Here is a 20,299-nt window from a genome sequence, read left to right on the forward strand (position 1 = left end):
CCATGAGCTCGCGTCAGCGGCTGTACCGGTGGCTCTACCGGCTCGGGTTCACGCCCTGGGACGGTCACCCGTTGGCGCACAGTCTGACGAAACTCGTGGACAACACCACCCACCCGTGGTCGCACCCCGGGACCGCGCTCGATCTGGGCTGCGGTACCGGGGACAACGCGGTGTACCTCGCCCGGCACGGTTGGCAGGTCACCGGCGTGGATTTTGTGGCCAAACCATTGAAGAAGGCCCGCCGCAAGGCCGCGGGCCTACCCGCCAATTTTGTCAAAGCCGATGTGACACAACTGAGTTCATCAGGCATCGGGGCCGGCTTCCAGCTCGTCGTGGACAGCGGCTGCCTGCACGGCATGAGCTCCCCCGACCGCGATGCCTACGTCCGGGAGGTCGGAGCGGTGGCCGCCCCCGGTGCGCAACTGCTGATCGTGGCCTTCATCCCGGGCGCCGCGATGGGCGTGCCCGGCATCGGGTTCGACGAAGTCCAGCGCCGGTTCAAGGACGGCTGGACGTTGCTCTCCAGCGGAGACGAGCCGGCGCTGGACCAGAACGGCAACAACCGCGCGCGGCACTATCTGTTCGCCCGCAGCGGCTGACTCAGCCATCAGCCCATCGTGGTTCGGCGGACCAGCCGCCGTAGTCACCTTCGACTGACCCTCACTCGGCACGCCCGCCGAGATGCTTGGCCAGGAACCGGTCGGCCCGGTGGTAGAAGTCGAGGCGGTTCTCGGGTTTGACGAAACCGTGGCCCTCGTTCTCGTACATCGCATACTCGTAGTCGAGGCCCCGTTCTTCCATGGCCGCCACGATCTGCTCGGACTCGGCGCGCTTCACCCGCGGATCGTTCTCACCCTGGCCGATCAGGATCGGGATCCGGATCGCGTCTACCCGCGACAGCGGCGACCGAGACCACAGGAAGTCCGGATCCTCCCCGACTCGCTTGTGCCACAGCATGATCATCGGCTTCCAGTACTCGGGGAACGACTCGATGAGGGTGTTGAGGTTGGACGGGCCGACCATGGAGATCGCGCAGCGGAACACGTCGGGTGTGAAGGTCGCGCCGACCAGCGCCGCGTACCCGCCGTAGGAGCCGCCGTAGATCGCCACCCGATCCCGGTCGACGATCCCCTGGCCGACGAGGTGATCGATGGCGTCCAGTAGATCCTCGTGCATCTTGGCGGCCCACTCACGGTTGCCGGCGTTGAGAAAATCCTTGCCGTAGCCGCTGGAGCCGCGGAAGTTCACCTGCACACACAGGTAACCGCGGTTGGCGAGCCACTGCGCCTCGGGGTCGAGGCCCCAGCCGACACGGCCCCACGGCCCGCCGTGCACGTCGAGAACGGTGGGCAGATTCCTGCGGTCGACGCCCGGAGGGAATGACAGGTAGCCATGGATCGTCAGGCCGTCCCGGGCGGTGTAGCTGAACGGTTCCATCGGCACCAGCGGGTAGTCGTTGAGCTCCGGCCGGTGGTCGAACAGGAATGTCGCCGTTTGCGAACCACGATCCCAGCGGTAGAACTTCACCGGTCCCGAGTCCTGGTCGAACGCGACGAGCCACGTCGTGTCGGCGTCGTCGCGGTCGCTGATCACCAACTCGCCCGGATGCAGCCGCTGAAGTGCCTCGATGTCGCCCCGAATCGAGTCATCGAAAATCCGGTACTCCAGCCGCTCGCCATACACCGTCACGCCCTGAATTTCTCGGGTGTCGGGATGGATGATGACACCGTCGATGTCGTAGGTGGGGTCCTCGGCGATCACCTCGGTCGAGCCGGTCTCGATGTCCATCCTAACCAGCCGGCTGGTGTTCGAACCGACCGAGGACTGCAGGTACATCGCCGTGCCGTCCTTCGTGAAGCCCACCGGCCCAGTGGATTCGGCGTCTTCGGGCCCGACCTCCAGCAGCGTCCGCCACGGAGACGTCTCGTCGTCACGCACCACGATGATCAGGCCGCCGTCGGCGGTCGGGGCGGCCGCACCCCGCACCAACAGGTCATCGTCGACGACCCAGCCCAGGTAGCCGGGATTCTCGACGACCTTGCGCAACTCACCGGTAGTCAGGTCGAGGTGATACACATCGTGCAGCTGCGGATTGTCCTTGTTGATGCCGACGAGCACGTCGTTGGGAAACCGCTTGCGATGCGCGATGAGCCGGCACTGCACGTCATCCATCGGCGTCAGATCGCGCTCGGCACCAGTCTGCAGATCAACATCGAACAGCCGGAAGTTCTCACTGCCGTCCTTGTCCCGGATGTACATCAGGTGGCGATTGTCATGCGCCCAGAAATAACCCTGGATCCCGCGATCGGTGTCGTGGGTGACCGGCCGCTCGACACCCGACCCGGCGTCACCGACGAAGACGTTCAACACTCCGTCGAGCGGGGCGATGAAGGACAGCCGGGTGCCGTCGGGCGATATCTGCGCCGCGCCCCGTTCCGGCTGCCCCAGCAGGACTTCGAGCGGGATGAGTTTCACGTCTCCCACACCATCGGACATTCCCAGCCCCCCGTCATCGGCGATGCAATCAATCATGCCCACTCGACGGTAGCGGCAGTCAGAGGCCCAACGCCGCCATCGCGCCATCGACGGTGGCAGTGCGCAGCTGCTCGTATCCAGTGTCGGGGAACTGCAGGCAGCAGTCCTGCAGGCCGCCGAAGGCGATGACCGCGCGGGTGGACTGTTCGAGCGTCGGCCGTCGCCCGAACACCAGCACACCGAGCCGGGCCCGCCAGGCCAGCAGTTGGTCGATCAGCCCCAGATCGACCAACGTGGTCAGCTCGGACACGATCAGGATGAGATCGGCACGGTGCCGGTAGTGAAAATCGAAGTAGCCCTCGAGAAGTTCTCGCGCCGATGCCCGGGCCGCGCCCCGCTTGCGCTCCTGCTCGGCGATGAACTCCTCACCTTCCTCGATGAGCGGTTGCAGGATGCTGCGCACCAGGTCTTCACGCGACCGGAAGTGGTAGTACAACGCGGGTTTGGTGATGCCGAGACGGTCGGCGATGTCCTGCAGGCTGGTGCGCACCACCCCCTTCTCGGCGAACAGCTCGCGCGCCACATCCAGGATGCGTTGCCGGGTATCCGGAGCAGGCTTGGCCACGTAGCCACCCTAACTTACTTAACGATAGGTAAGCTCACGACAGGAGCACTTACCGACCGTTAAGTAAGGGGGCATCGTGAAAGTACTCATCTCCGGCGCCAGCATCGCCGGGCCCGTACTCGCCTACTGGCTGTCGCGACACGGAGTCGAGGTCACCGTGGTCGAACGCTCACCCGCACTGCGCAAAACGGGCGGCCACGCCGTCGACCTGTTCCGGCCCGCCATGGAGATCTCCGAGTGCATGGGCGTGCTCTCCGACATCGAGGCGCGCGCCACCGGCACCACGCAGATGATCATCCATCGGCCCGGCGCCGCACGGCCTGCCCGGCTGGACTACCTCAAGATCATCGGGGCCATGTCCGACCGGCACGTGGAGATCATGCGGGACGACCTGAGCGAGATCTACTTCCGGGCCGGCCGCGACGACGTCGAGTACCTCTTCGGCGACACCATCACCTCGATCTCTCCTGATGGCGACGTGACCTTCGAGCAGCACCCACCCCGGCGATTCGACGTGGTGGTGGGGGCCGACGGGCTGCACTCCGGGGTGCGCCGTCTGGTGTTCGGCGACAACGTTTCCGAGAGCTTCCTCGGCGGATACCTCTCTGTGGTGTCGGTACCGAAGGACCTGGCCCAAGACGGTGAGATGACCGGCTACTTCAAACCCGGTCACATGGCCGGGCTCTACACCGCCGACCATCTCGACGACGCGCGCGCGGTGTTCATCTTCCGGCCGACCGAGCCGCTGGACTACGACTACCGCGACGTGGACCGTCAAAAGACGCAACTGCGCGCCGCGTTCGAGCGCATGGGCTCCGAGGTGGACCGCTGGCTCGACGAGGTGCCGCGGACGCCGACCTTCTACTTCGACGCCATCACTCAACTGGAGATGACGACCTGGTCGCGCGGCCGGGTGACCCTCGTCGGCGACGCGGGCTACTGCCCCGGTCCCGCGGTCGGTGGCAGCACCAGCCTCGCGGTGTACGGCGCCTACGTCCTGGCCGCCGAGATGGTGCGGGCAGGTGACGATCACGCCGCGGCGTTCGCCGCCTACGAACGCACGATGCTCGCGCCGGTGGTCGGCAGCCGCAAGCTGGCCCGCGTGAACGCGAAAACCGTGGTGCCCACCACCGATTGGGGCATCCGCACGCTGGTCGGCGCCGGCCGATTGATCTCGCTGCTGCCACTGGGCCTGATCCAGTCGCTCGCCCGGCTCAACACCAAAGGCGTGCGGCTCTACGACACAATGCCGTTGCCCGTCTGGGCGTAGCGTGGCCGCATGGGCGAACTTTCTGAGGATGTGATCGCTTTTCTGTCCGAAGGCACCCGCACCGCGGTGCTGAGCTGGGTGGCAACTGACGGCCGGCCGTTGTCGGCGCCGGTGTGGTTCGCGGTCGACGACGGCGAACTCGTCTTCAACACCGGCAAGAACACCGCCAAGGGCCGGGCGCTGGCCCGGGATTCGCGGGTGGTGCTGTGCATCCATGACGACACCCCGCCGTTCTCGTTCGTCCAGGTTCAGGGTGTCGCGTCGATCAGCGAGGATCCCGACGAGTTGCTCGGTACCGCCACCCGCATCGGCGGCCGCTACATGGGCGCCGACCGCGCCGAGGAATTCGGCCGGCGCAACGGCGTCCCCGGAGAACTCGTGGTGCGGGTCAAACCGACGAAGGTGCACGCCGCCTTCGACGTGGCGGATTGATGAGGAGCCGACGTGGCTGAGGTTTCCGCATTCGCCGAGATGCTGTCCGGCGATCACGGGCTCTGCGTGCTGAGCACCCTGCGGGGTGACGGCAGCATCCAATCCTCGGTGGTCAACGCCGGCGTGATGGCCCACCCCCGCACCTGCGATCCGGTCGTCGCACTCGTGGCGATCGGCGGATCACTCAAACTCCGGCACCTGCGCACCGATCCGCGGGCCACCGTCGTCGCCCGCACCGGCTGGCAGTGGGTGACGGTCGAGGGCACGGCCGGGATCATCGGGCCCGACGATCCCGAACCCGGCACCGACGCCGAGGCGTTGCGGCTGTTGTTGCGTGCCGTCTTCGAAGCCGCCGGCGGCACCCACGACGACTGGGATACCTATGACCGCGTCATGCGTGAGGAGCGCCGTGCCGCGGTGCTGATCACGCCGGTGCGGGTGTACTCGAACCCCGGCTGAGATCGAAATTGCACCCAGGGTCGTGAAATCTCGAAATCAACAGCCATGAGCGCAATCTCGATACCCACGCACGCAAAAGCCCCCGACTTGCGCCGGGGGCTTCTGACGTTTGGTGCTCAGGACTCCAGCGAGGCCGGCGGCAGGAAGCGGTCGCCGTAGCGGGCGGCCAATTCCTTGGCACGGGCCACGAAGGCCTCCTTGCCGACGCCGAGCTCACCCTGGTAGCCGACGATGAACTGAGCCGAACCACCGGTGTACGGCGGGAAGCCGATACCCATGATCGAGCCGATGTTCGCGTCAGCGGTCGAGGTGAGCACGCCCTCGTCGATGCACTTCTGGGTCTCCAGCGCCTCGGCGAACAGCATGCGGTCGATCATGTCCTGCAGCGGGATCGAGGAGCTTCCGGAGTTGAAGGTCTCCTTCAGACCCGGCCACAGCTGCGTCCGCTTGCCGTCGACGTACTCGTAGAACCCGGCGCCCTTCAGGCGCGACGGGCGACCGAGCTCGATCATCTTCTCCACGACGGCCTCGGCCGGGTGCGGCACGTGGGTGCCGCCCGCAGCTTCAACACCTTCCTTCGTAGCGACGGCGATCTTGTGCATGAGCTCCAGGTTGAGCTCGTCGGAGAGCTGCAGCGGCGCAGCCGGGTAACCGGCCTGCGAACCCGCCTGCTCGATCGACGCGGGCTCGACGCCCTCGCCCAGCATGGCCAGCGCCTCGTTGACGAAGGTGCCGATCACGCGGCTGGTGAAGAAGCCGCGGCTGTCGTTGACCACGATCGGGGTCTTGCGGATCGCCAGGGTGTAGTCGAACACCCGGGCCAGCGCCTCGTCAGAGGTCTTCTCGCCCTTGATGATCTCCACCAGCGGCATCTTGTCGACGGGGCTGAAGAAGTGGATCCCGATGAAGTCCTCCTGGCGCTTCACGCCGGTCGCCAGACCGGTGATCGGCAGCGTGGAGGTGTTCGAGCCGAGCAGCGCGTTGGGCTCGACGATGTCCTCGATCTCCTGGAACACCTTGTGCTTGAGTTCCTGGTTCTCGAACACGGCCTCGATCACGAAGTCGACGCCCGCCAGATCCTGCGGATCGGCGGTCGGGGTGATCTTGGCGAGCAGCGCCGCGGACTTCTCCTCGGTGGTCTTCCCACGCTTGAGCGCCTTGGCCTCCAGGCCCTCCGAGTACGCCTTGCCCTTCTGGGCGGCCTCGATGGTGACGTCCTTGAGGACGACGTCGTAGCCGGCCTTGGCCGACACGTAGGCGATACCGGCGCCCATCATGCCCGCGCCCAGCACACCGATCTTCTTGATCTCCTGCTTGGCGATGCCCTCGGGACGTGAAGCGCCGCCGTTGATGGCCTGCAGGTCCAGGAAGAACGCCTGAATCATGTTCTTGGCGGTCTGGCCGGTGACCAGCGAGACGAAGTAACGGCTCTCGATGCGGCTCGCGGTGTCGAAGTCGACCTGCGCACCCTCGACAGCGGCATCCAGGATCGCCCGCGGTGCGGGCATCGGGGCGCCCTTGAGCTGCTTCTTCAGCAGGGCCGGGAAGGACGGCAGGATCGCGGCCAGCGCCGGGCTGGACGGGGTGCCACCGGGGATCTTGTAGCCCTTGACGTCCCACGGCTGGGTGTGGGCCTCGGGGTTGGCCTTGATCCACGCCTTGGCGGCGGGGATGAGCTCGTCAACCGAACCGACCAGCTCGTCGACCAGGCCGGTCTCCTTCGCCTTAGAGGGGTTGAACCGGGTGCCCTGGCTCAGTACCTCCATGAAGGCCTTCTGGATGCCGAACATGCGCACGGTGCGGGCCACGCCGCCACCGCCGGGCAGCAGGCCCAGGGTGACCTCGGGCAGACCGATCTGGCTGCCCTTGACGTCGGCGGCGATGCGGTGGTTGGTGGCCAGCGCGATCTCCAGGCCACCGCCGAGCGCGGCGCCGTTGATGGCGGCCACGACGGGCTTGGGCAGGGTCTCCAGCTTGCGCAGGTCGGCCTTGATGGTCTCGACCATCTCGAACGCCTCGGCGGCGTCGTCGGGCCCGATGTTCATCATGCCCTTGAGGTCGCCACCGGCGAAGAAGGTCTTCTTCGCGCTGGTGATGACCACACCGGTGATCGAATCCTGCTCAGCCACAAGGCGTTCCACGGCGTTGTGCATGGATTCCTTGTAGTGCTCGTTCATCACGTTGGCCGAACCGGTCGGGTCGTCCAACGTCAGGGTGACGATGCCGTCGGCATCCTTGTCCCACTGAATGGTGTTCTCAGCCATTGTTGTTCAGCCCTCTCAGACGCGCTCGATGATGGTGGCCACGCCCATGCCGCCGCCGATACACAGCGTGATCAGGGCACGCCGAGCGCCACGACGCTCGAGCTCGTCGACCATGGTTCCGGTGATCATGGCGCCGGTGGCGCCCAGCGGGTGGCCCATCGCGATGGCGCCACCGTTGACGTTGAGCTTCTCGTCGGGGATGTTCAGATCCTTCTGGAACTTCAGCACCACCGACGCGAAGGCCTCGTTGAGCTCGAACAGGTCGATGTCATCGACGGTCAGGCCGGCACGGTCCAGCACCTTCTGGGTGGCCGGGGTCGGGCCGGTGAGCATGATGACCGGGTCGGCGCCGCTGGTGGCGGTGGCCACGATGCGGGCCCGCGGGGTCAGGCCCTGGCTCTGGCCGGCTGCCTCGGAGCCGATCAGCAGCAGGCCGGCACCGTCGACGATGCCCGAGCTGTTGCCACCGGTGTGGACGTGGTTGATCTTCTCGACGTAGTGGTACTTCTGCAGCGCCACGTCGTCGAAGCCGCCCATCGCGCCCAGGCCCTCGAAAGCGGACTTCAGCTTGCCCAGGTCGGCCGCGGTGGTTCCGGGGCGCATGTGCTCGTCATGGTCCAGGACGACGAGGCCGTTCTGGTCGCGGACCGGGATGACCGACTTGGCGAAATAGCCGCCGGACCAAGCCGCCGCGGCCCGCTCCTGCGACCGCGCCGCGTAGGCGTCGACGTCGTCGCGGGAGAAGCCCTCGATGGTGGCGATCAGGTCGGCGCCGATGCCCTGCGGGACGAAGCCGATGCGGTAGTTGGTCTCCGGGTCAGACGCCCAGGCGCCGCCGTCGGAGCCCATCGGAACGCGGCTCATCGACTCGACACCACCGGCCAGCACCAGGTCGTCCCAGCCGGAACGGACCTTCTGGGCGGCCAGGTTGACGGCCTCCAGGCCCGAGGCGCAGAAGCGGTTGAGCTGGAAACCACCGGTGGTCTCGGGCAGCTTGGCCACCAGGCCGGCGGTGCGGGCGATGTCGCCACCCTGGTCGCCGACGGGGGACACCACGCCCAGGATGACGTCGCTGATCAGCGTCTCGTCGAGGTCGGGGTACCGGCTGCGGATCTCCTCGATCAGGCCGACAACCAGGTTGACCGGCTTGATCTCGTTGAGTGCGCCGCCGCGCTGCTTGCCACGGGGCGTGCGGATCGCCTCGTAGATGAAGGCTTCTTCGGACATGTCTGCTCCCCTGCCGTATCGGCGTCCAGGTTCAGGTTGGGTTGTGGAACCGTCCAGCCAATGTGGGCAGTCCTCTGAACGGCAGAGTATCAGCCTCGCCCAACCCGTTGGTTGGGCCTGTGCTCAGCATCATCTTTGACCGGCGCTCCTGCACCGGCGGACCCAGGCGACTGATCACGCTCTCAACAGCCGGAGAGTGCCGATCGCCCATGGTTGACTCGCCGCATGAACGACCTACCCGAGGAAATCGAGGTGCGGGGTTCCGTGCTGGACTGCATCCCACTCTCGGAGGAGCTTGCCTGCTGGTCGGCCACTCTGCCCGGTAGCGAACAGCGCACGGTGAGCATCGTCATCGAACCGGCAGGGCCACCGACGGATGCGGCCGTCGACTCCGCTGCGGAGGCGATCGCCCGATTCGACGAGCTCGCAGCCGCCGCTTCGCGCTATCTCGTCGCCGAGCTCACCGATCCTGTGTGGGCGCTCGACTCGGTGGACCGCGAACGGCTCGACGAGCCGGAGGCGCCGTTCGGCCTGCCCGAGGCGATCATCTGGGCCGACGGTTCCTGGATGATCCGCTTCGCCGAGTGCGGCCTCGCAATGGGCGAGGAGTTCGGCATCGGCGTGCGTTTCTCCGGGTCGGCGCCGGTCGCCATCGAGGACTTGTCTGGCGTGACCGAGGTCGAGACGGACTGACCACACTTTGGCCCTTCACCGCAGAAGCAACGGGCAGTAGGAGCCGTCAGGCGGAGCGGGGCTCCTCGATCGCCATCAGCGTCGGGTAATCGGTGTAGCCCGCCGGGCCGGGCGCATAGAAGGTGGCCATGTCGGGTTCATTGAGCTCGGCGCCCAGCAGTAGCCGGTCGATGAGGTCGGGGTTGGCCAGGTATGCCCGCCCCACCGCGGCCGCGCTGATCGCGCCCCATTCGGCGTAGCTCTCCAGCTGGGAGAAGTCGGTGCCGGAATTGCGGCCGGTGTTGAGGACAAAGGTGCCCGACCACAGCGCCCGGACGACGCCGAACGCGTGCTCGGCCGGATCGATCAGCACGTGCAGGTAGGCCAGGCCCAGCGGGGCAATGCGGTCGAGCAACGCCTCGTAGGTGCCCACCGTGTCGTTCTCCCGCATGCCGCCCGCCGTGTTCCCGGGCGAGATGCGCAACCCGACGCGGCCCGCACCGATCTCGTCGACCACGGCCTCGACCACTTCGGCGGTCAGCCGGGCCCGGTTCTCCGGCGAACCGCCGTACGCATCGGTGCGCTGGTTGACCACATCGGAGGCGAACTGGTGCAGCAGGTAGCCGTTGGCGCCATGGATCTCGACGCCGTCCATGCCGGCGTCGACAGCGCGGCGCGCGGCGGCCCGGAACTGCCCGACGATCACCGGGATCTCGGCGGTCTCGAGCGCACGCGGGGTCTGCAGCGGCTTCTTGCCGGTGGGCGTGTGGGTGACCACATCGGCCGCGATCGCCGAGGGCGCGACGGCCTCGAACCCACTGATTTCGGGGTGGGCCAGGCGGCCGACGTGCCACAGCTGGACGAACATCTTGCCGCCCGCGGCGTGCACCGAGTCCGCGATCTCGGCCCAGCCGTGCTGATGGCGGTCGGTGTAGATGCCGGGAGTGTTCATGTAGGCACCGTTGGCGGTCTCTGCGACGGCCGTGGCCTCACTGATGATCAGGCCGGCACCGGCGCGCTGCGTGTAGTACTGCGCGGCCAGCGGTGACGGAGTGCCGTCGGCATCGGCGCGGGAACGCGTCAGCGGTGCCATGAACAGACGGTTGGCGGCGGCGGTGTCACCGACCTGGATCGGCTGCAGCAGGGCGGCGTCGGCGTTCAGTTTCTGGGTCACGCAGTCTTAGAGCGCCGGGGGCGCGGCAATCATTCCCGCGTTGCGACCGCCGAGCCTGCGTCCAGACCGCAGTTTCGCCCGATTTCACGATCTCACCGCAGTCTCGGCCAGTCACCACGCCTACGCTCGACCAACATGACCGTCCAGAGACTGCAGCCCTTCGCCGTCACCATCTTCGCGGAGATGTCTGCGCTGGCCAGTCGGCTGGGCGCGGTCAACCTCGGCCAGGGATTCCCCGACGAGGACGGTCCGGCCGAGATGCTCAAAGTGGCCATCGACTCGATCTCCAGCGGGCACAACCAGTACCCGCCCGGCCTCGGTATCGCCGAGTTGCGGAACGCCATCGCCGCGCAGCGCAAACGCCACTACGGCATCGAATACGACCCCGACACCGAGGTGCTGGTGACCGTCGGCGCCACCGAGGCGATCGCCGCGGCGGTGATCGGCCTGGTCGAGCCAGGCTCGGAGGTCCTGGTGATCGAGCCCTTCTACGACTCGTACTCCCCGGTGATCGCGATGGCCGGATGTGTCCGTACCGCGGTGCCCCTGGTCGCCGACGGCGCCGGGTTCGGGATCGACATACAAGGTCTGCGCCAGGCCGTGACACCCAAGACCCGAGCGCTGATCCTCAACTCTCCGCACAATCCGACCGGTGCGGTGGCCTCCGATGCCGAGCTGCGGGCCATCGCGGCGCTGGCCATCGAGCATGACCTGCTGGTGATCACCGACGAGGTCTACGAGCAGCTGGTGTTCGGTGTCCAGCACCTCCCGCTGGCCGGATATCCCGGCATGGCCGGACGCACCGTGACCATTTCCAGTGCGGCCAAGATGTTCAACGTCACCGGCTGGAAGATCGGCTGGGCCTGCGGGCCCGCCGATCTCATCGCCGGGGTGCGGGCCGCCAAGCAGTACCTGAGCTATGTGGGCGGCGGCCCGTTCCAGCCCGCGGTGGCCCACGCGCTCAACCACGAGGACGGCTGGGTGGCCGACCTGCGCGAGTCCTTCCAGGCCAAGCGGGACCGGCTGTCCAACGCACTGGCCGACATCGGGTTCGAGGTGCACGACAGCCGCGGCACATACTTCCTGTGCGCCGACCCGCGGCCGCTGGGTTACTCCGACAGCACACAGTTCTGCGCCGAGCTGCCGCACCGGGCCGGGGTCGCCGCGATCCCGATGTCGGCGTTCTGCGATCCCGAGGCTCCGCACGCCGATCTGTGGAATCACTTGGTGCGCTTCGCTTTCTGCAAACGCGATGACACCATGGAAGAGGCGATCCGCCGGCTCGACGTGCTGCGCGTCTAGCGTTCGCCGCTCAGTTCGACGGCACGCTCCCTGGCGGTCATCGCACCCCAGATGCCGTAGGCCTCGGGAGCGGAAAGGGCATGCGCACGACACCGCTCCAGCACCGGACAGGCGCGGCAGATCGCCTTGGCCGCGTCCTCCCGGCGGCGCAGCGGGCGCCCGCGGGCTTCCTCCGGGAAGAACACCTCGGCCGGATGGTCCCGACACAGGCCGCTCTGCTGCCAACTCCACTCATCGATCGCAGGTGGTGGCAGGTTGCGCGGGGAGCGGTTGATCGGGATCGCCGGGCGGGCGGCGGTGTCGGGTATCGCCTGTCGCACAACGAATTCCGGCAGGGCCTGACGGTCGAAAAGCGTGCGGGACAAGGCGTTCACCCCTTTGAGGAAAGTGGCGTTGGGCCTGCCATGCTGCCAGCCCAGGCCTAGGCGCCACCTTGTCACCATGTAAGGAATCGGCCGCAGATCGCGACACTTTGCTGCCGCATTCCGGCACACCGCGCGCCTTCGAGTGGTATGTCCACCTCGGCTGCGCCGCCGAGCGCTAGGACAGGCCGGCGGCCACCGCCCACAGGGCGGCCAGGTCCTCCGGCTCGGTTCGGATCGGGCTGAGTGCCACATCAGTGGCGCCGGCGTCGAGATACCGCTGCAGCTGGACCCGCACCTGCGCCGCCGACCCGACCGCCGCCAGTTCAGCCACACTGGAAACCTGCTCGCGGGCAATGACTTTCTGATACGACGGGATGGTCTCGTAGAAGGCCAGTTGCCGCGCGGCGGCACTGCGGGCAGCATCGGCGTCGGCGGCGACGAGTGCCGGCACCATGGCCACTACGCGGGGTTGCGGCCGACCCACCGCCTCGGCTGCCGCGGTGATCGTCGGCACGATGAACTCCCCCACTGTGCGAGGCCCGGCCAGGTACGGCAGTGTCCCGTCGGCCAGTTCACCCGTGACCTGAAGGGCTTTCGGTCCCATCGCAGCCACGTACACCGGGACCGGAGCGCCGCCCGGCACACGCACGGGCCACTCGGGGTTCGCGGTGAAGGCACTGCCGTGGAAGTCGACCTCACCATCGTGAAGGATCGCGTGGAGCACCTGCAGGTGTTCGCGCAGCCGGCCCACCGGATCGGACCACACCGTGCCGAAAGCCCGGTGCTCGGGCGCATGCGAACCCAGACCGAGCCCCAGCGTGAAGTTTCCGTGCGCGGCCGCCTGTGCGGTCTGCGCGGCCGAGGCCACCAACAGCGGATGGCGGGGATTGATCGGCACCACCGACGTGCCCACGCCGAGGCCGGGCACGGCCGCCCCGATCAGCGCGGCCAGGGTGATGGCGTCGACGTCGAATTGCTGGGCGAGCCAGATCTGATGCACCCCGGCCGCATACGCGGTGCGGGCCTGCGATATCGCGGCGTCGACGACATTGGGGGCGGATGGGTCGAGGGCAAGAACTACTCCGGTCGGCATAACCGCACCAACCGGCGCGCCAGTTCGGGCTATTCCGTTCCGCTCACGCTGCGCCATACCCGCGACAGCCACCCAGCAAACTTCAGTGGAAATTCTCGGCTACGCCGAGCAAAGGCGAGACTTACCGGCTCATTCTGCAGCCATGTCGGATTTGTCCCAGCAAATAATTTGCCGTGACGGCTCCATCAAGATCGGCAGGTCTGGATACCTGTCATTCGACCAGCGGCAATCAAACATTCCTACGCAACGATGGGCACCTGCCACGCGGCGACTGATGTGAACCGTCGTAGTTTCCGAACCCGGCGTGGCAGACCCAGGCATGACCAGCAATAAATTGGCAGGCACCGACGAAAATATCCCGCCGCGCCACCCCGGTACGAACACGTTCCATTTTGTGTTTTTCAGGCATTTCCCAGGTACTCTCCCGGTGTCCAAGATCACCCACCGATAGGAACTAGATGCCCGTCACACTTCGCTCACCACTCGCAACAGGAGTCGCCCTGATCGGCGCCGGCGCCATCGCGCTCACGCCGCTATCGCCCCTTCCTGCGGATCTACCGGCGCCGGCAATCCAGTCGACGGCCGTTCAGCTAACCGCAGCGATTGATCCGCTGGAAGCGTGGGTCAAGCTGTTCACCAACACCGGGGTCAGCGCGACCACACTTGCCGAGCAGATCCTCGCCGACCCGGCACCGATCCTGACCCAGCTGCTGCACAACGGGGCCGAACACGCCCAGACGATCAGCACCATCGTCCAGGGCATGGGCAACGGTGTGGTGCAGTGGGTCAACGACCTGCCGATGTATGCGGACATGGTGAAAACCGCACTGGACGAAGGCCGGTTCGACCTGGCCATTGCGCAGATGACATATCCACTGTTCGGGTTGGCGATCGGCATCGCGATGCCCCTGATGTCGCTGTCGTCGATCACCGTCGGCATCACTGGGAACCTCTACAACGTGGCCCAGACCATCGCCAACCCGATGACGCTGTTCGGCACCGTCCTGGGTTCGCTGCAGATCATGTCGAGCTTCAGCGGCCAGCTCGGTGTCGGCGTGCAGGCCTTCGCCGACGCGGTGAAGGGCGGCGATGCAGTCGCGGCCGTTAACGCCCTGATCGCCACGCCGGCCTTGGTTCTCAATGGGGTGATCAACGGCACGGAGTTCACGCCCGGGATCCTGACGCCCGAAAGTCCCACGATGTCCCCGTTGCCCGGCCCGATCGCCGGCGTGATGGTGCAGGTCCGCCGGGCCATCGCCCAGGCGATCGGCGCGCCGGCGCCCGCCGCCAAAGTGGCTGCGCTCACCGCGCCCACCGACACGGCGACCACCGAGGATCCAGCCGCGCTGCCGTCGGCTACCGCCGACACCGTGGCCGTCAGCCTGGCCACGGAGCCCGAGGTGAAGGCCACCGTCGTCAAGGTCGCCGAACAGGCCACCGTGACCGACACGGAGACAACGGTTTCCGACACCGAGACCACCAGCACCGACGAGACCACCGAGACCCCGGTGGTGCGCAGCAGCGTCAAGTCCACGACCGGCAAGACGGCTGTCGCCGCCGAGAAGCTTCGCAGCGACATCAAGACGTCTGCCGATTCGGTCGGCAAGAAGGTGAATTCGACGGTCTCGAAGATCCGCGATGGGCTCAAGAAGGCCACTGCCAAGCCCAGCGCCAAGAAGGCCGATGGCGGCACCGACAGCGCCGGCTCGGGCTCCGTCAAGGACAGCGAGTAACCGCACCCCATGGCCGTCGGCCCCGCCATCCTCCACCGGCGGGGCCGACTTGCCGGGAATCAGCGCTGCTGTGAATGCCTCATGACGCGCTGACGCAACCGCTCGATGGCGACGTCGAGCACGAGTGTCCGTCCGCGCTTGATCAGGAACTCCGGGATCGGCATCGCGAGGTCGACGATGATGTCGAAGCGCACGCGCGTCTTGTCCACCTCGGGCGTCAGGTTGTATTCGACGTGCTGCCCGCGCTGCTGCAGGTTGGGCTCGGCATCCCACAACATCCAGTGGTCGCCCCAATGGAATTCGAGCAGCTCTTTGTCCGTGATGCCCAGCAGCCGCATCGTCGCCTTGACGTGGTGCGGCCTGCCGTCGGGATAGCGGTCGATGACCTCGACGCGACGATGCAGCGCAGACCAGGACGGCAGCGCGGCAACATCGGCGAGCACCTCCATGATCGCCTCCGGCGAGGCGTCGAAGACCGCCTCGCGTGATGCCTGCACGGCCACGCCTCCAAATCTAGCGAAGCGCGCCGCCCATGGCTGCGGTTCGCCGAAGCGAAGCCGTCAGGGACAAGCCTGCGCGGCCGGTCAGCCGGGTTGTCGCGCGACGATCACCGGTGACATGGCCGAATGCACCACCGCGGAACTGACCGAGCCGAGCAGCAATCCGGTGAAACCGCCCCGGCCACGGTTGCCGACCACCACCAGTTGCGCGCTCTCGGCCTGCGCCAGCAACTGACGAGCCGGCTTGTCGGGCATGACCACGCGGCGCACCACCACATCGGGGTATCGCTCGCACCACCCGGCCAGCTGCTCGGCCAGGGCACGCTCGGCCTCCGCGCTCAGGTCTTCCCACTTGAGGTCGGGGAACTCGAAGTTCAGATCGGTCCAGGTGTGCACCACCACTAGTTCCACACCGCGCCGCGACGCCTCGTCGAAGGCGATCTCCGTGGCGAACTCCGAGGCGCGCGACCCGTCCACCCCCACCACCACGGGTCCGTCCGACGGGGGTTCGCGCTCGGGAATCACCGCAACCGGTCCGTGGGCATGCGCCGCGAGGCTCGAGCTGACCGATCCGAGCAACCGGCGTCCCCACTTACTCAGACCACGCGAACCCACGACCACCAGATCGGCGCGCCGCGAGTACTCGATCAGCGTGGCCACCGCGTGCCCGGGAACCGCCTTCGCGATGATCCGAGGTTCCTGATGGCCGGCGATCGCCTTGACCGCGACTCCGCGCGCGGCATCCAGAATCTTCTGGCCTTGCTGATCCTGGTAATCCCAATAGTCTTGGGGCAGAGCGACATCCAGCCAGACGGGTGACGCCGCTCCCGGGAGCGCGTACACCAGGGTGAGCCCGACGCCCCGCAACACCGCGTTGCGAGCCGCCCAGGCGACGGCGGCATCCGAGGCGGGCGACCCGTCGACGCCGACGACGATGCCGTGGCGGACGTCATGTTCACTCATTCGAATCTCCTTGTGCAGCGCGGCAGATCATCACCGGCACCGGGCTGTGGTGCAGGAGGTTGAGACTGGTCGAACCCAGCAGGACGCCGGCCAGCGCGTTGCGGCCCCGGGAACCGACCACCACGAGCCCGGAGTCGGCGACATGCTTCAGCAGTGCCTTGCCAGGGGATTCCGGCTCGATGAAACACTTCGCGTCGACGCCCGGGTGACGTTTGTGGTGAACGTCAACGGTCTCGGTGAGGTCGGCCAGTTCGGCGGACTCCACGCCATCCCAGTCGATCAGCAGCGGGATGGTGACGCCGGTCTGGGTCGGCGCGGCCAAAGACAACGACCGCACCGCGTTGACCGTCAGCCCGAAGCCATCGGCGAATTCGAATGCCGTCTCCAGCGCGGCCTGCGCAGCAGGGCTGTCATCGACCCCGACCACGACGGGACCGTCGTCCGGAGCCACGTTCTCCCCTCGGAAGGCGACCACTGGGCACGCCGCCCGGGTCGCCACGGACAGCGCCGTCGACCCGAGCAACAGTGCCGCGGCCGGAGTCACCTTCTTACCGCCGAGCACGACGAGACTCGCATCGGCGCTGGCGTCGATCAACACCTGGTCGGCGGGCTCGTTGAACGACACCGTGGACACCGGCAACTCCGGATGATCGCCGCGCACGGCCTCGGTGGCGGCCTTCAGGAAGGCGTCCGCCATGTCGCGCTGATAGGACATCATCGCCGCGGTGAACGCGGCCGCGGTCTGGGTCAGATTGCGGCCCACAGACGGCAGCGCGTGCACGATGCGCAGCGGCGCGCCGAAACGTGCGGCGACCGCACCGGCCCAACGGGCCGCATCGAGCGCCCCGTCGCTGCCGTCGATTCCGACCACTACAGGTGCGTTGGAGGAAGTCACACGTTCATCGTGGCTGCTGCGCGCCGCAATGGCCAGGGACCAAAGGCCTCAGGTGCGTGTCAGGTCCAGCCGATGTCGGCGATGTCGGTGCTCGACTGCGGCGGCTGCCCGGGTGCGCCCGGCGGGGTACGGGAGAACCGCGGAGCCGGGGCGGCCTGCGCGACACCGTCGACTGTGATCAGTGTCGAGCGGTCCAGCAGATGCTGGCTCTTGGCCGCCTCACCCCAGGTGAGCACCGGTGTCACGCAGGCATCGGTACCGGCGAAGATCTCGGTCCACTCGTCACGCGTCTTGGTGGCGAACCGCTCGGTGAAGATGGCCCGCATCTCGTCGTAGCGGGCCAGCTCGAACTGCCCCGGAATCTCGCCGGCGTCCAGCCCGAGACCCGCGACCAGTTGCGCGAAGAACTGCGGCTCGATCGACCCGACCGCCATGTAGCCGCCGTCGGAGGTCTCATAGGTCCGGTAGTACGGGGCGCCGCCGTCGAGCAGGAACGACTCGCGTTCGTCGCGCAACGATCCGGTGGCCCGCATCGTCCACATCATCTGCGACAACATGCTGACCCCGTCGACCATCGCGGCATCGATCACCTGGCCCTTGCCCGAGTGCTCCCGCTCGTACAGCGCGGTGACGATACCGATGACGACGAGCATCGAGCCGCCACCGAAATCCGCGACCAGGTTGAGCGGGGCCACCGGCGGGCGGTCGCGGTAGCCGATCGCCGACAGCGCGCCCGTCTGCGACAGGTAGTTGATGTCATGGCCGGCGGTAGTGGCCAGCGGCCCGTCCTGGCCCCAGCCTGTGATCCGGGCGAAGACCAACCGCGGGTTGACGGCCTCACAGTCAGCCGGACCGATGCCGAGGCGCTCACAGGTGCCGGGCCGGAAACAGTCCAACAGCACATCGGCTTTGGCGACCAGATCCAGCAGCTTGCCCGGCTCGCTCTTCACATCGAGGTCGACGATGCGCTTGCCCCGGTGCAGCAGATCCACGTTCTCGGCAGGCATGGTCAGGCCACCCGGGCGACGCACCCGCACCACGTCGGCGCCCAGATCCGACAGCATCATCGCGGCGTGTGGCCCGGGGCCGATGCCGCCGAGTTCGATAACTCGCACTCCGGCGAGCGGTCCGGTGTTGGTCATGCGAGGCACACTAAAGGATGGGCGAAAACCTCTACACCGTCGGTGACTATCTGCTGGACCGGCTCGCAGAACTCGGGGTGACCGAGGTGTTCGGCGTCCCCGGCGATTACCAACTGGAATTCCTCGACCACATCCTCGCCCACCCGACGCTGCGGTGGGTGGGCGGCGCCAACGAACTCAACGCCGGCTATGCGGCCGACGGCTACGGCCGGCTACGCGGCATGGCCGCCCTGGTCACCACATTCGGCGTCGGTGAACTGTCGGCGGCCAACGCGGTCGCCGGCAGCTACGCCGAACACGTACCGGTGGTGCACATCGTCGGCGCACCCTCCAAGGATTCCCAGGGTGCGCGACGCATCGTGCACCACACCCTCGGCGACGGCGACTTCGAGCACTTCCTGCGGATCAGTCGTGAGATCACCTGCGCCCAAGCCAATCTGGCGCCGGCGACGGCAACCCGCGACATCGACCGCGTGCTCTCCGAGGTGCGAGAACAGAAACGGCCCGGCTACCTGTTGATCGCCACGGATGTGGCCCGGTTCCCCACCGAACCTCCCGCCGCGCCGCTGCCCCGCTACACCGGCGGCACGAGTCCGCGAGCCCTTTCGATGTTCACCGCCGCGGCGGCCGAATTGATCGCTGACCACCGGCTGACCGTGCTCGCCGATTTCCTGGTGCACCGCATGGACTGCGTCGACCAACTCAACAAGCTGCTGGCAGCCGACACCGTGCCGCACGCCACCCTGATGTGGGGCAAGAGCCTGGTCGACGAGAGCTCGCCGAATTATCTGGGCATCTACGCGGGTGCGGCCAGCGAAGATTCGGTGCGCGGGGCGATCGAGGACGCGCCGGTGCTGGTAACCGCCGGGGTGCTGTTCACCGATATGGTCAGCGGGTTCTTCAGCCAGCGCCTCGACCCGGCACGCACTGTCGACATCGGCGTCAACCAGAGCGTCGTGGCCGGGCAGGTGTACGCCCCACTGGACATGGCCGCAGCACTCGACGCCATCACCGCGATCCTCGCCGAGCGCGGCATCACCTCACCCGCGCTGCCCCCGCTCACCACCCGCACAGCCGCCGACCCTCCGGCCCGAGACGCCGCGCTGACCCAGGAATCCTTGTGGGACAGGCTTTCTGAGGCCCTCACCCCTGGCAACGTGGTGCTGGCCGACCAGGGCACGTCGTTCTACGGAATGGCCGGACACCGGCTGGCCTCCAGGGTGACATTCATCGGCCAACCCCTGTGGGGCTCGATCGGCTACACCCTGCCGGCCGCCCTCGGCGCCGGACTCGCCGACCGCGACCGCCGGACCGTGCTGCTGATCGGCGACGGCGCCGCCCAGCTGACCATCCAGGAGCTGGGGGCCTTCGGCCGTGAGGGCTTGGCACCCGTCATCGTGGTGGTCAACAACGACGGCTACACCGTGGAACGCGCAATCCACGGTGTCACAGCCGAATACAACGACATAACCGGATGGCGCTGGACGGAGCTGCCCGCCGCGCTGGGCGTCCCCGACGCGCTGACGTTCCGGGTCAGCACCTACGGCGAACTCGACGATGCACTCACGGCAGCGGCCGCGACACCCGACCGCATGGTGTTGGTCGAGGTGATGCTGGGCCGGATGGACATCCCGCCCCTGCTGACCGAGCTGGCACAGTCCGCCTCGGACGCCAACTCCAGTTAGCCCGGCGAGGCCGAACCGTGAAT

The 20,299-nt window shown here is 67.3% G+C and carries 19 protein-coding genes; 8 read left to right on the plus strand and 11 right to left on the minus strand.

Going from position 1 to position 20,299, the window contains the following annotated elements; all coding sequences use genetic code 11:
* The first annotated feature begins 2 nt into the window (after positions 1-2).
* Positions 3-599, plus strand: coding sequence for a class I SAM-dependent methyltransferase (locus BN2156_RS28280; protein WP_090518238.1), 597 nt, complete (start codon positions 3-5; stop codon positions 597-599).
* 61 nt (positions 600-660) lie between these two features.
* Here the strand turns inward: BN2156_RS28280 and BN2156_RS28285 are convergent, their stop codons facing one another.
* Together BN2156_RS28285 and BN2156_RS28290 are read right to left on the minus strand one after the other, a co-directional pair.
* A complete protein-coding gene (locus tag BN2156_RS28285; RefSeq protein ID WP_235625527.1) occupies positions 661-2,532 on the minus strand; it encodes a S9 family peptidase in 1,872 nt (623 codons plus the stop codon).
* Positions 2,533-2,554: 22 nt separating this feature from the next.
* Positions 2,555-3,100, minus strand: a complete 546-nt coding sequence (locus BN2156_RS28290) for a TetR/AcrR family transcriptional regulator (protein WP_090518239.1) — start codon at positions 3,098-3,100, stop codon at positions 2,555-2,557.
* A 76-nt stretch (positions 3,101-3,176) separates the two neighbouring features.
* Between BN2156_RS28290 and BN2156_RS28295 the strand changes: the two genes are divergently transcribed.
* Genes BN2156_RS28295 through BN2156_RS28305 form a run of 3 tightly spaced genes read left to right on the plus strand, consistent with a single transcriptional unit; the run spans position 3,177 to position 5,261 of the window.
* On the plus strand, positions 3,177-4,370 hold the full coding sequence (locus BN2156_RS28295; RefSeq protein WP_090518240.1) for an FAD-dependent monooxygenase: 1,194 nt from the start codon (positions 3,177-3,179) through the stop codon (positions 4,368-4,370).
* A 9-nt stretch (positions 4,371-4,379) separates the two neighbouring features.
* Entirely contained in the window at positions 4,380-4,802 is a 423-nt protein-coding gene (locus tag BN2156_RS28300) for a PPOX class F420-dependent oxidoreductase (RefSeq protein ID WP_090518241.1), read from the plus strand.
* Between the two features lie 12 nt (positions 4,803-4,814).
* A complete protein-coding gene (locus tag BN2156_RS28305) occupies positions 4,815-5,261 on the plus strand; it encodes a TIGR03618 family F420-dependent PPOX class oxidoreductase (protein WP_210436724.1) in 447 nt (148 codons plus the stop codon).
* A gap of 116 nt (positions 5,262-5,377) precedes the next feature.
* Here BN2156_RS28305 and BN2156_RS28310 read toward each other — a convergent pair whose 3' ends face one another.
* Together BN2156_RS28310 and BN2156_RS28315 are read right to left on the minus strand one after the other, a co-directional pair.
* Complete coding sequence (locus BN2156_RS28310) at positions 5,378-7,525, minus strand: 3-hydroxyacyl-CoA dehydrogenase NAD-binding domain-containing protein (RefSeq protein WP_090518242.1); 2,148 nt, start codon at positions 7,523-7,525, stop codon at positions 5,378-5,380.
* Positions 7,526-7,540: 15 nt separating this feature from the next.
* Entirely contained in the window at positions 7,541-8,752 is a 1,212-nt protein-coding gene (locus tag BN2156_RS28315) for an acetyl-CoA C-acetyltransferase (RefSeq protein WP_090518243.1), read from the minus strand.
* A gap of 225 nt (positions 8,753-8,977) precedes the next feature.
* Here BN2156_RS28315 and BN2156_RS28320 point away from each other — a divergent pair, with 225 nt between their 5' ends.
* Positions 8,978-9,445, plus strand: coding sequence for a hypothetical protein (locus tag BN2156_RS28320; protein WP_090518244.1), 468 nt, complete (start codon positions 8,978-8,980; stop codon positions 9,443-9,445).
* Positions 9,446-9,491: 46 nt separating this feature from the next.
* Here BN2156_RS28320 and BN2156_RS28325 read toward each other — a convergent pair whose 3' ends face one another.
* Positions 9,492-10,598, minus strand: coding sequence for an alkene reductase (locus BN2156_RS28325; protein WP_090518245.1), 1,107 nt, complete (start codon positions 10,596-10,598; stop codon positions 9,492-9,494).
* A 135-nt stretch (positions 10,599-10,733) separates the two neighbouring features.
* Here BN2156_RS28325 and BN2156_RS28330 point away from each other — a divergent pair, with 135 nt between their 5' ends.
* The gene (locus BN2156_RS28330; RefSeq protein ID WP_090518246.1) at positions 10,734-11,900 is read left to right on the plus strand and encodes a pyridoxal phosphate-dependent aminotransferase; all 1,167 of its coding nucleotides are present in this window, start codon (positions 10,734-10,736) and stop codon (positions 11,898-11,900) included.
* Here BN2156_RS28330 and BN2156_RS31325 read toward each other — a convergent pair.
* Complete coding sequence (locus BN2156_RS31325) at positions 11,897-12,274, minus strand: WhiB family transcriptional regulator (RefSeq protein WP_308208115.1); 378 nt, start codon at positions 12,272-12,274, stop codon at positions 11,897-11,899. The two genes, BN2156_RS28330 and BN2156_RS31325, sit on opposite strands and share 4 nt — an antisense overlap.
* Before the next feature lie 166 nt (positions 12,275-12,440).
* Positions 12,441-13,358, minus strand: a complete 918-nt coding sequence (locus BN2156_RS28340; RefSeq protein ID WP_090518248.1) for a TIGR03564 family F420-dependent LLM class oxidoreductase — start codon at positions 13,356-13,358, stop codon at positions 12,441-12,443.
* A gap of 458 nt (positions 13,359-13,816) precedes the next feature.
* On the opposite strand from BN2156_RS28340, the gene BN2156_RS28345 reads away from it, so the two are divergent.
* Positions 13,817-15,091 (plus strand): hypothetical protein, encoded by a 1,275-nt coding sequence (locus BN2156_RS28345; protein WP_090518249.1) that lies wholly within the window; start codon positions 13,817-13,819, stop codon positions 15,089-15,091.
* Positions 15,092-15,150: 59 nt separating this feature from the next.
* Here the strand turns inward: BN2156_RS28345 and BN2156_RS28350 are convergent, their stop codons facing one another.
* The 4 genes from BN2156_RS28350 to BN2156_RS28365 form a co-directional block, all read right to left on the minus strand.
* The gene (locus BN2156_RS28350) at positions 15,151-15,594 is read right to left on the minus strand and encodes an SRPBCC family protein (protein WP_090518250.1); all 444 of its coding nucleotides are present in this window, start codon (positions 15,592-15,594) and stop codon (positions 15,151-15,153) included.
* 81 nt (positions 15,595-15,675) lie between these two features.
* On the minus strand, positions 15,676-16,554 hold the full coding sequence (locus BN2156_RS28355) for a universal stress protein (RefSeq protein WP_090518251.1): 879 nt from the start codon (positions 16,552-16,554) through the stop codon (positions 15,676-15,678).
* Complete coding sequence (locus BN2156_RS28360) at positions 16,547-17,449, minus strand: universal stress protein (RefSeq protein ID WP_090518252.1); 903 nt, start codon at positions 17,447-17,449, stop codon at positions 16,547-16,549. The genes BN2156_RS28355 and BN2156_RS28360 overlap by 8 nt, the downstream gene beginning before the upstream one ends.
* Positions 17,450-17,508: 59 nt before the next feature.
* The gene (locus BN2156_RS28365; RefSeq protein WP_090518253.1) at positions 17,509-18,591 is read right to left on the minus strand and encodes a CaiB/BaiF CoA transferase family protein; all 1,083 of its coding nucleotides are present in this window, start codon (positions 18,589-18,591) and stop codon (positions 17,509-17,511) included.
* A gap of 17 nt (positions 18,592-18,608) precedes the next feature.
* Here BN2156_RS28365 and BN2156_RS28370 point away from each other — a divergent pair, with 17 nt between their 5' ends.
* The gene (locus tag BN2156_RS28370; protein WP_090518254.1) at positions 18,609-20,276 is read left to right on the plus strand and encodes an alpha-keto acid decarboxylase family protein; all 1,668 of its coding nucleotides are present in this window, start codon (positions 18,609-18,611) and stop codon (positions 20,274-20,276) included.
* Positions 20,277-20,299: the final 23 nt, after the last annotated feature.

The sequence above is a fragment of the Mycolicibacterium neworleansense genome, assembly GCF_001245615.1.
Classification (GTDB): domain Bacteria; phylum Actinomycetota; class Actinomycetes; order Mycobacteriales; family Mycobacteriaceae; genus Mycobacterium; species Mycobacterium neworleansense.

Coding starts and splice junctions, on each gene's coding strand:
- BN2156_RS28330 (WP_090518246.1), top strand. CDS start 10,734: ATGACCGTCCAGAGACTGCAGCCCTTCGCCGTCACCATCTTCGCGGAG.
- BN2156_RS28300 (WP_090518241.1), top strand. CDS start 4,380: ATGGGCGAACTTTCTGAGGATGTGATCGCTTTTCTGTCCGAAGGCACC.
- BN2156_RS28285 (WP_235625527.1), bottom strand. CDS start 2,532: ATGATTGATTGCATCGCCGATGACGGGGGGCTGGGAATGTCCGATGGT.
- BN2156_RS28365 (WP_090518253.1), bottom strand. CDS start 18,591: ATGACCAACACCGGACCGCTCGCCGGAGTGCGAGTTATCGAACTCGGC.
- BN2156_RS28315 (WP_090518243.1), bottom strand. CDS start 8,752: ATGTCCGAAGAAGCCTTCATCTACGAGGCGATCCGCACGCCCCGTGGC.
- BN2156_RS28345 (WP_090518249.1), top strand. CDS start 13,817: ATGCCCGTCACACTTCGCTCACCACTCGCAACAGGAGTCGCCCTGATC.
- BN2156_RS28340 (WP_090518248.1), bottom strand. CDS start 13,358: ATGCCGACCGGAGTAGTTCTTGCCCTCGACCCATCCGCCCCCAATGTC.
- BN2156_RS28355 (WP_090518251.1), bottom strand. CDS start 16,554: ATGAGTGAACATGACGTCCGCCACGGCATCGTCGTCGGCGTCGACGGG.
- BN2156_RS28370 (WP_090518254.1), top strand. CDS start 18,609: ATGGGCGAAAACCTCTACACCGTCGGTGACTATCTGCTGGACCGGCTC.
- BN2156_RS28280 (WP_090518238.1), top strand. CDS start 3: ATGAGCTCGCGTCAGCGGCTGTACCGGTGGCTCTACCGGCTCGGGTTC.
- BN2156_RS28310 (WP_090518242.1), bottom strand. CDS start 7,525: ATGGCTGAGAACACCATTCAGTGGGACAAGGATGCCGACGGCATCGTC.
- BN2156_RS28320 (WP_090518244.1), top strand. CDS start 8,978: ATGAACGACCTACCCGAGGAAATCGAGGTGCGGGGTTCCGTGCTGGAC.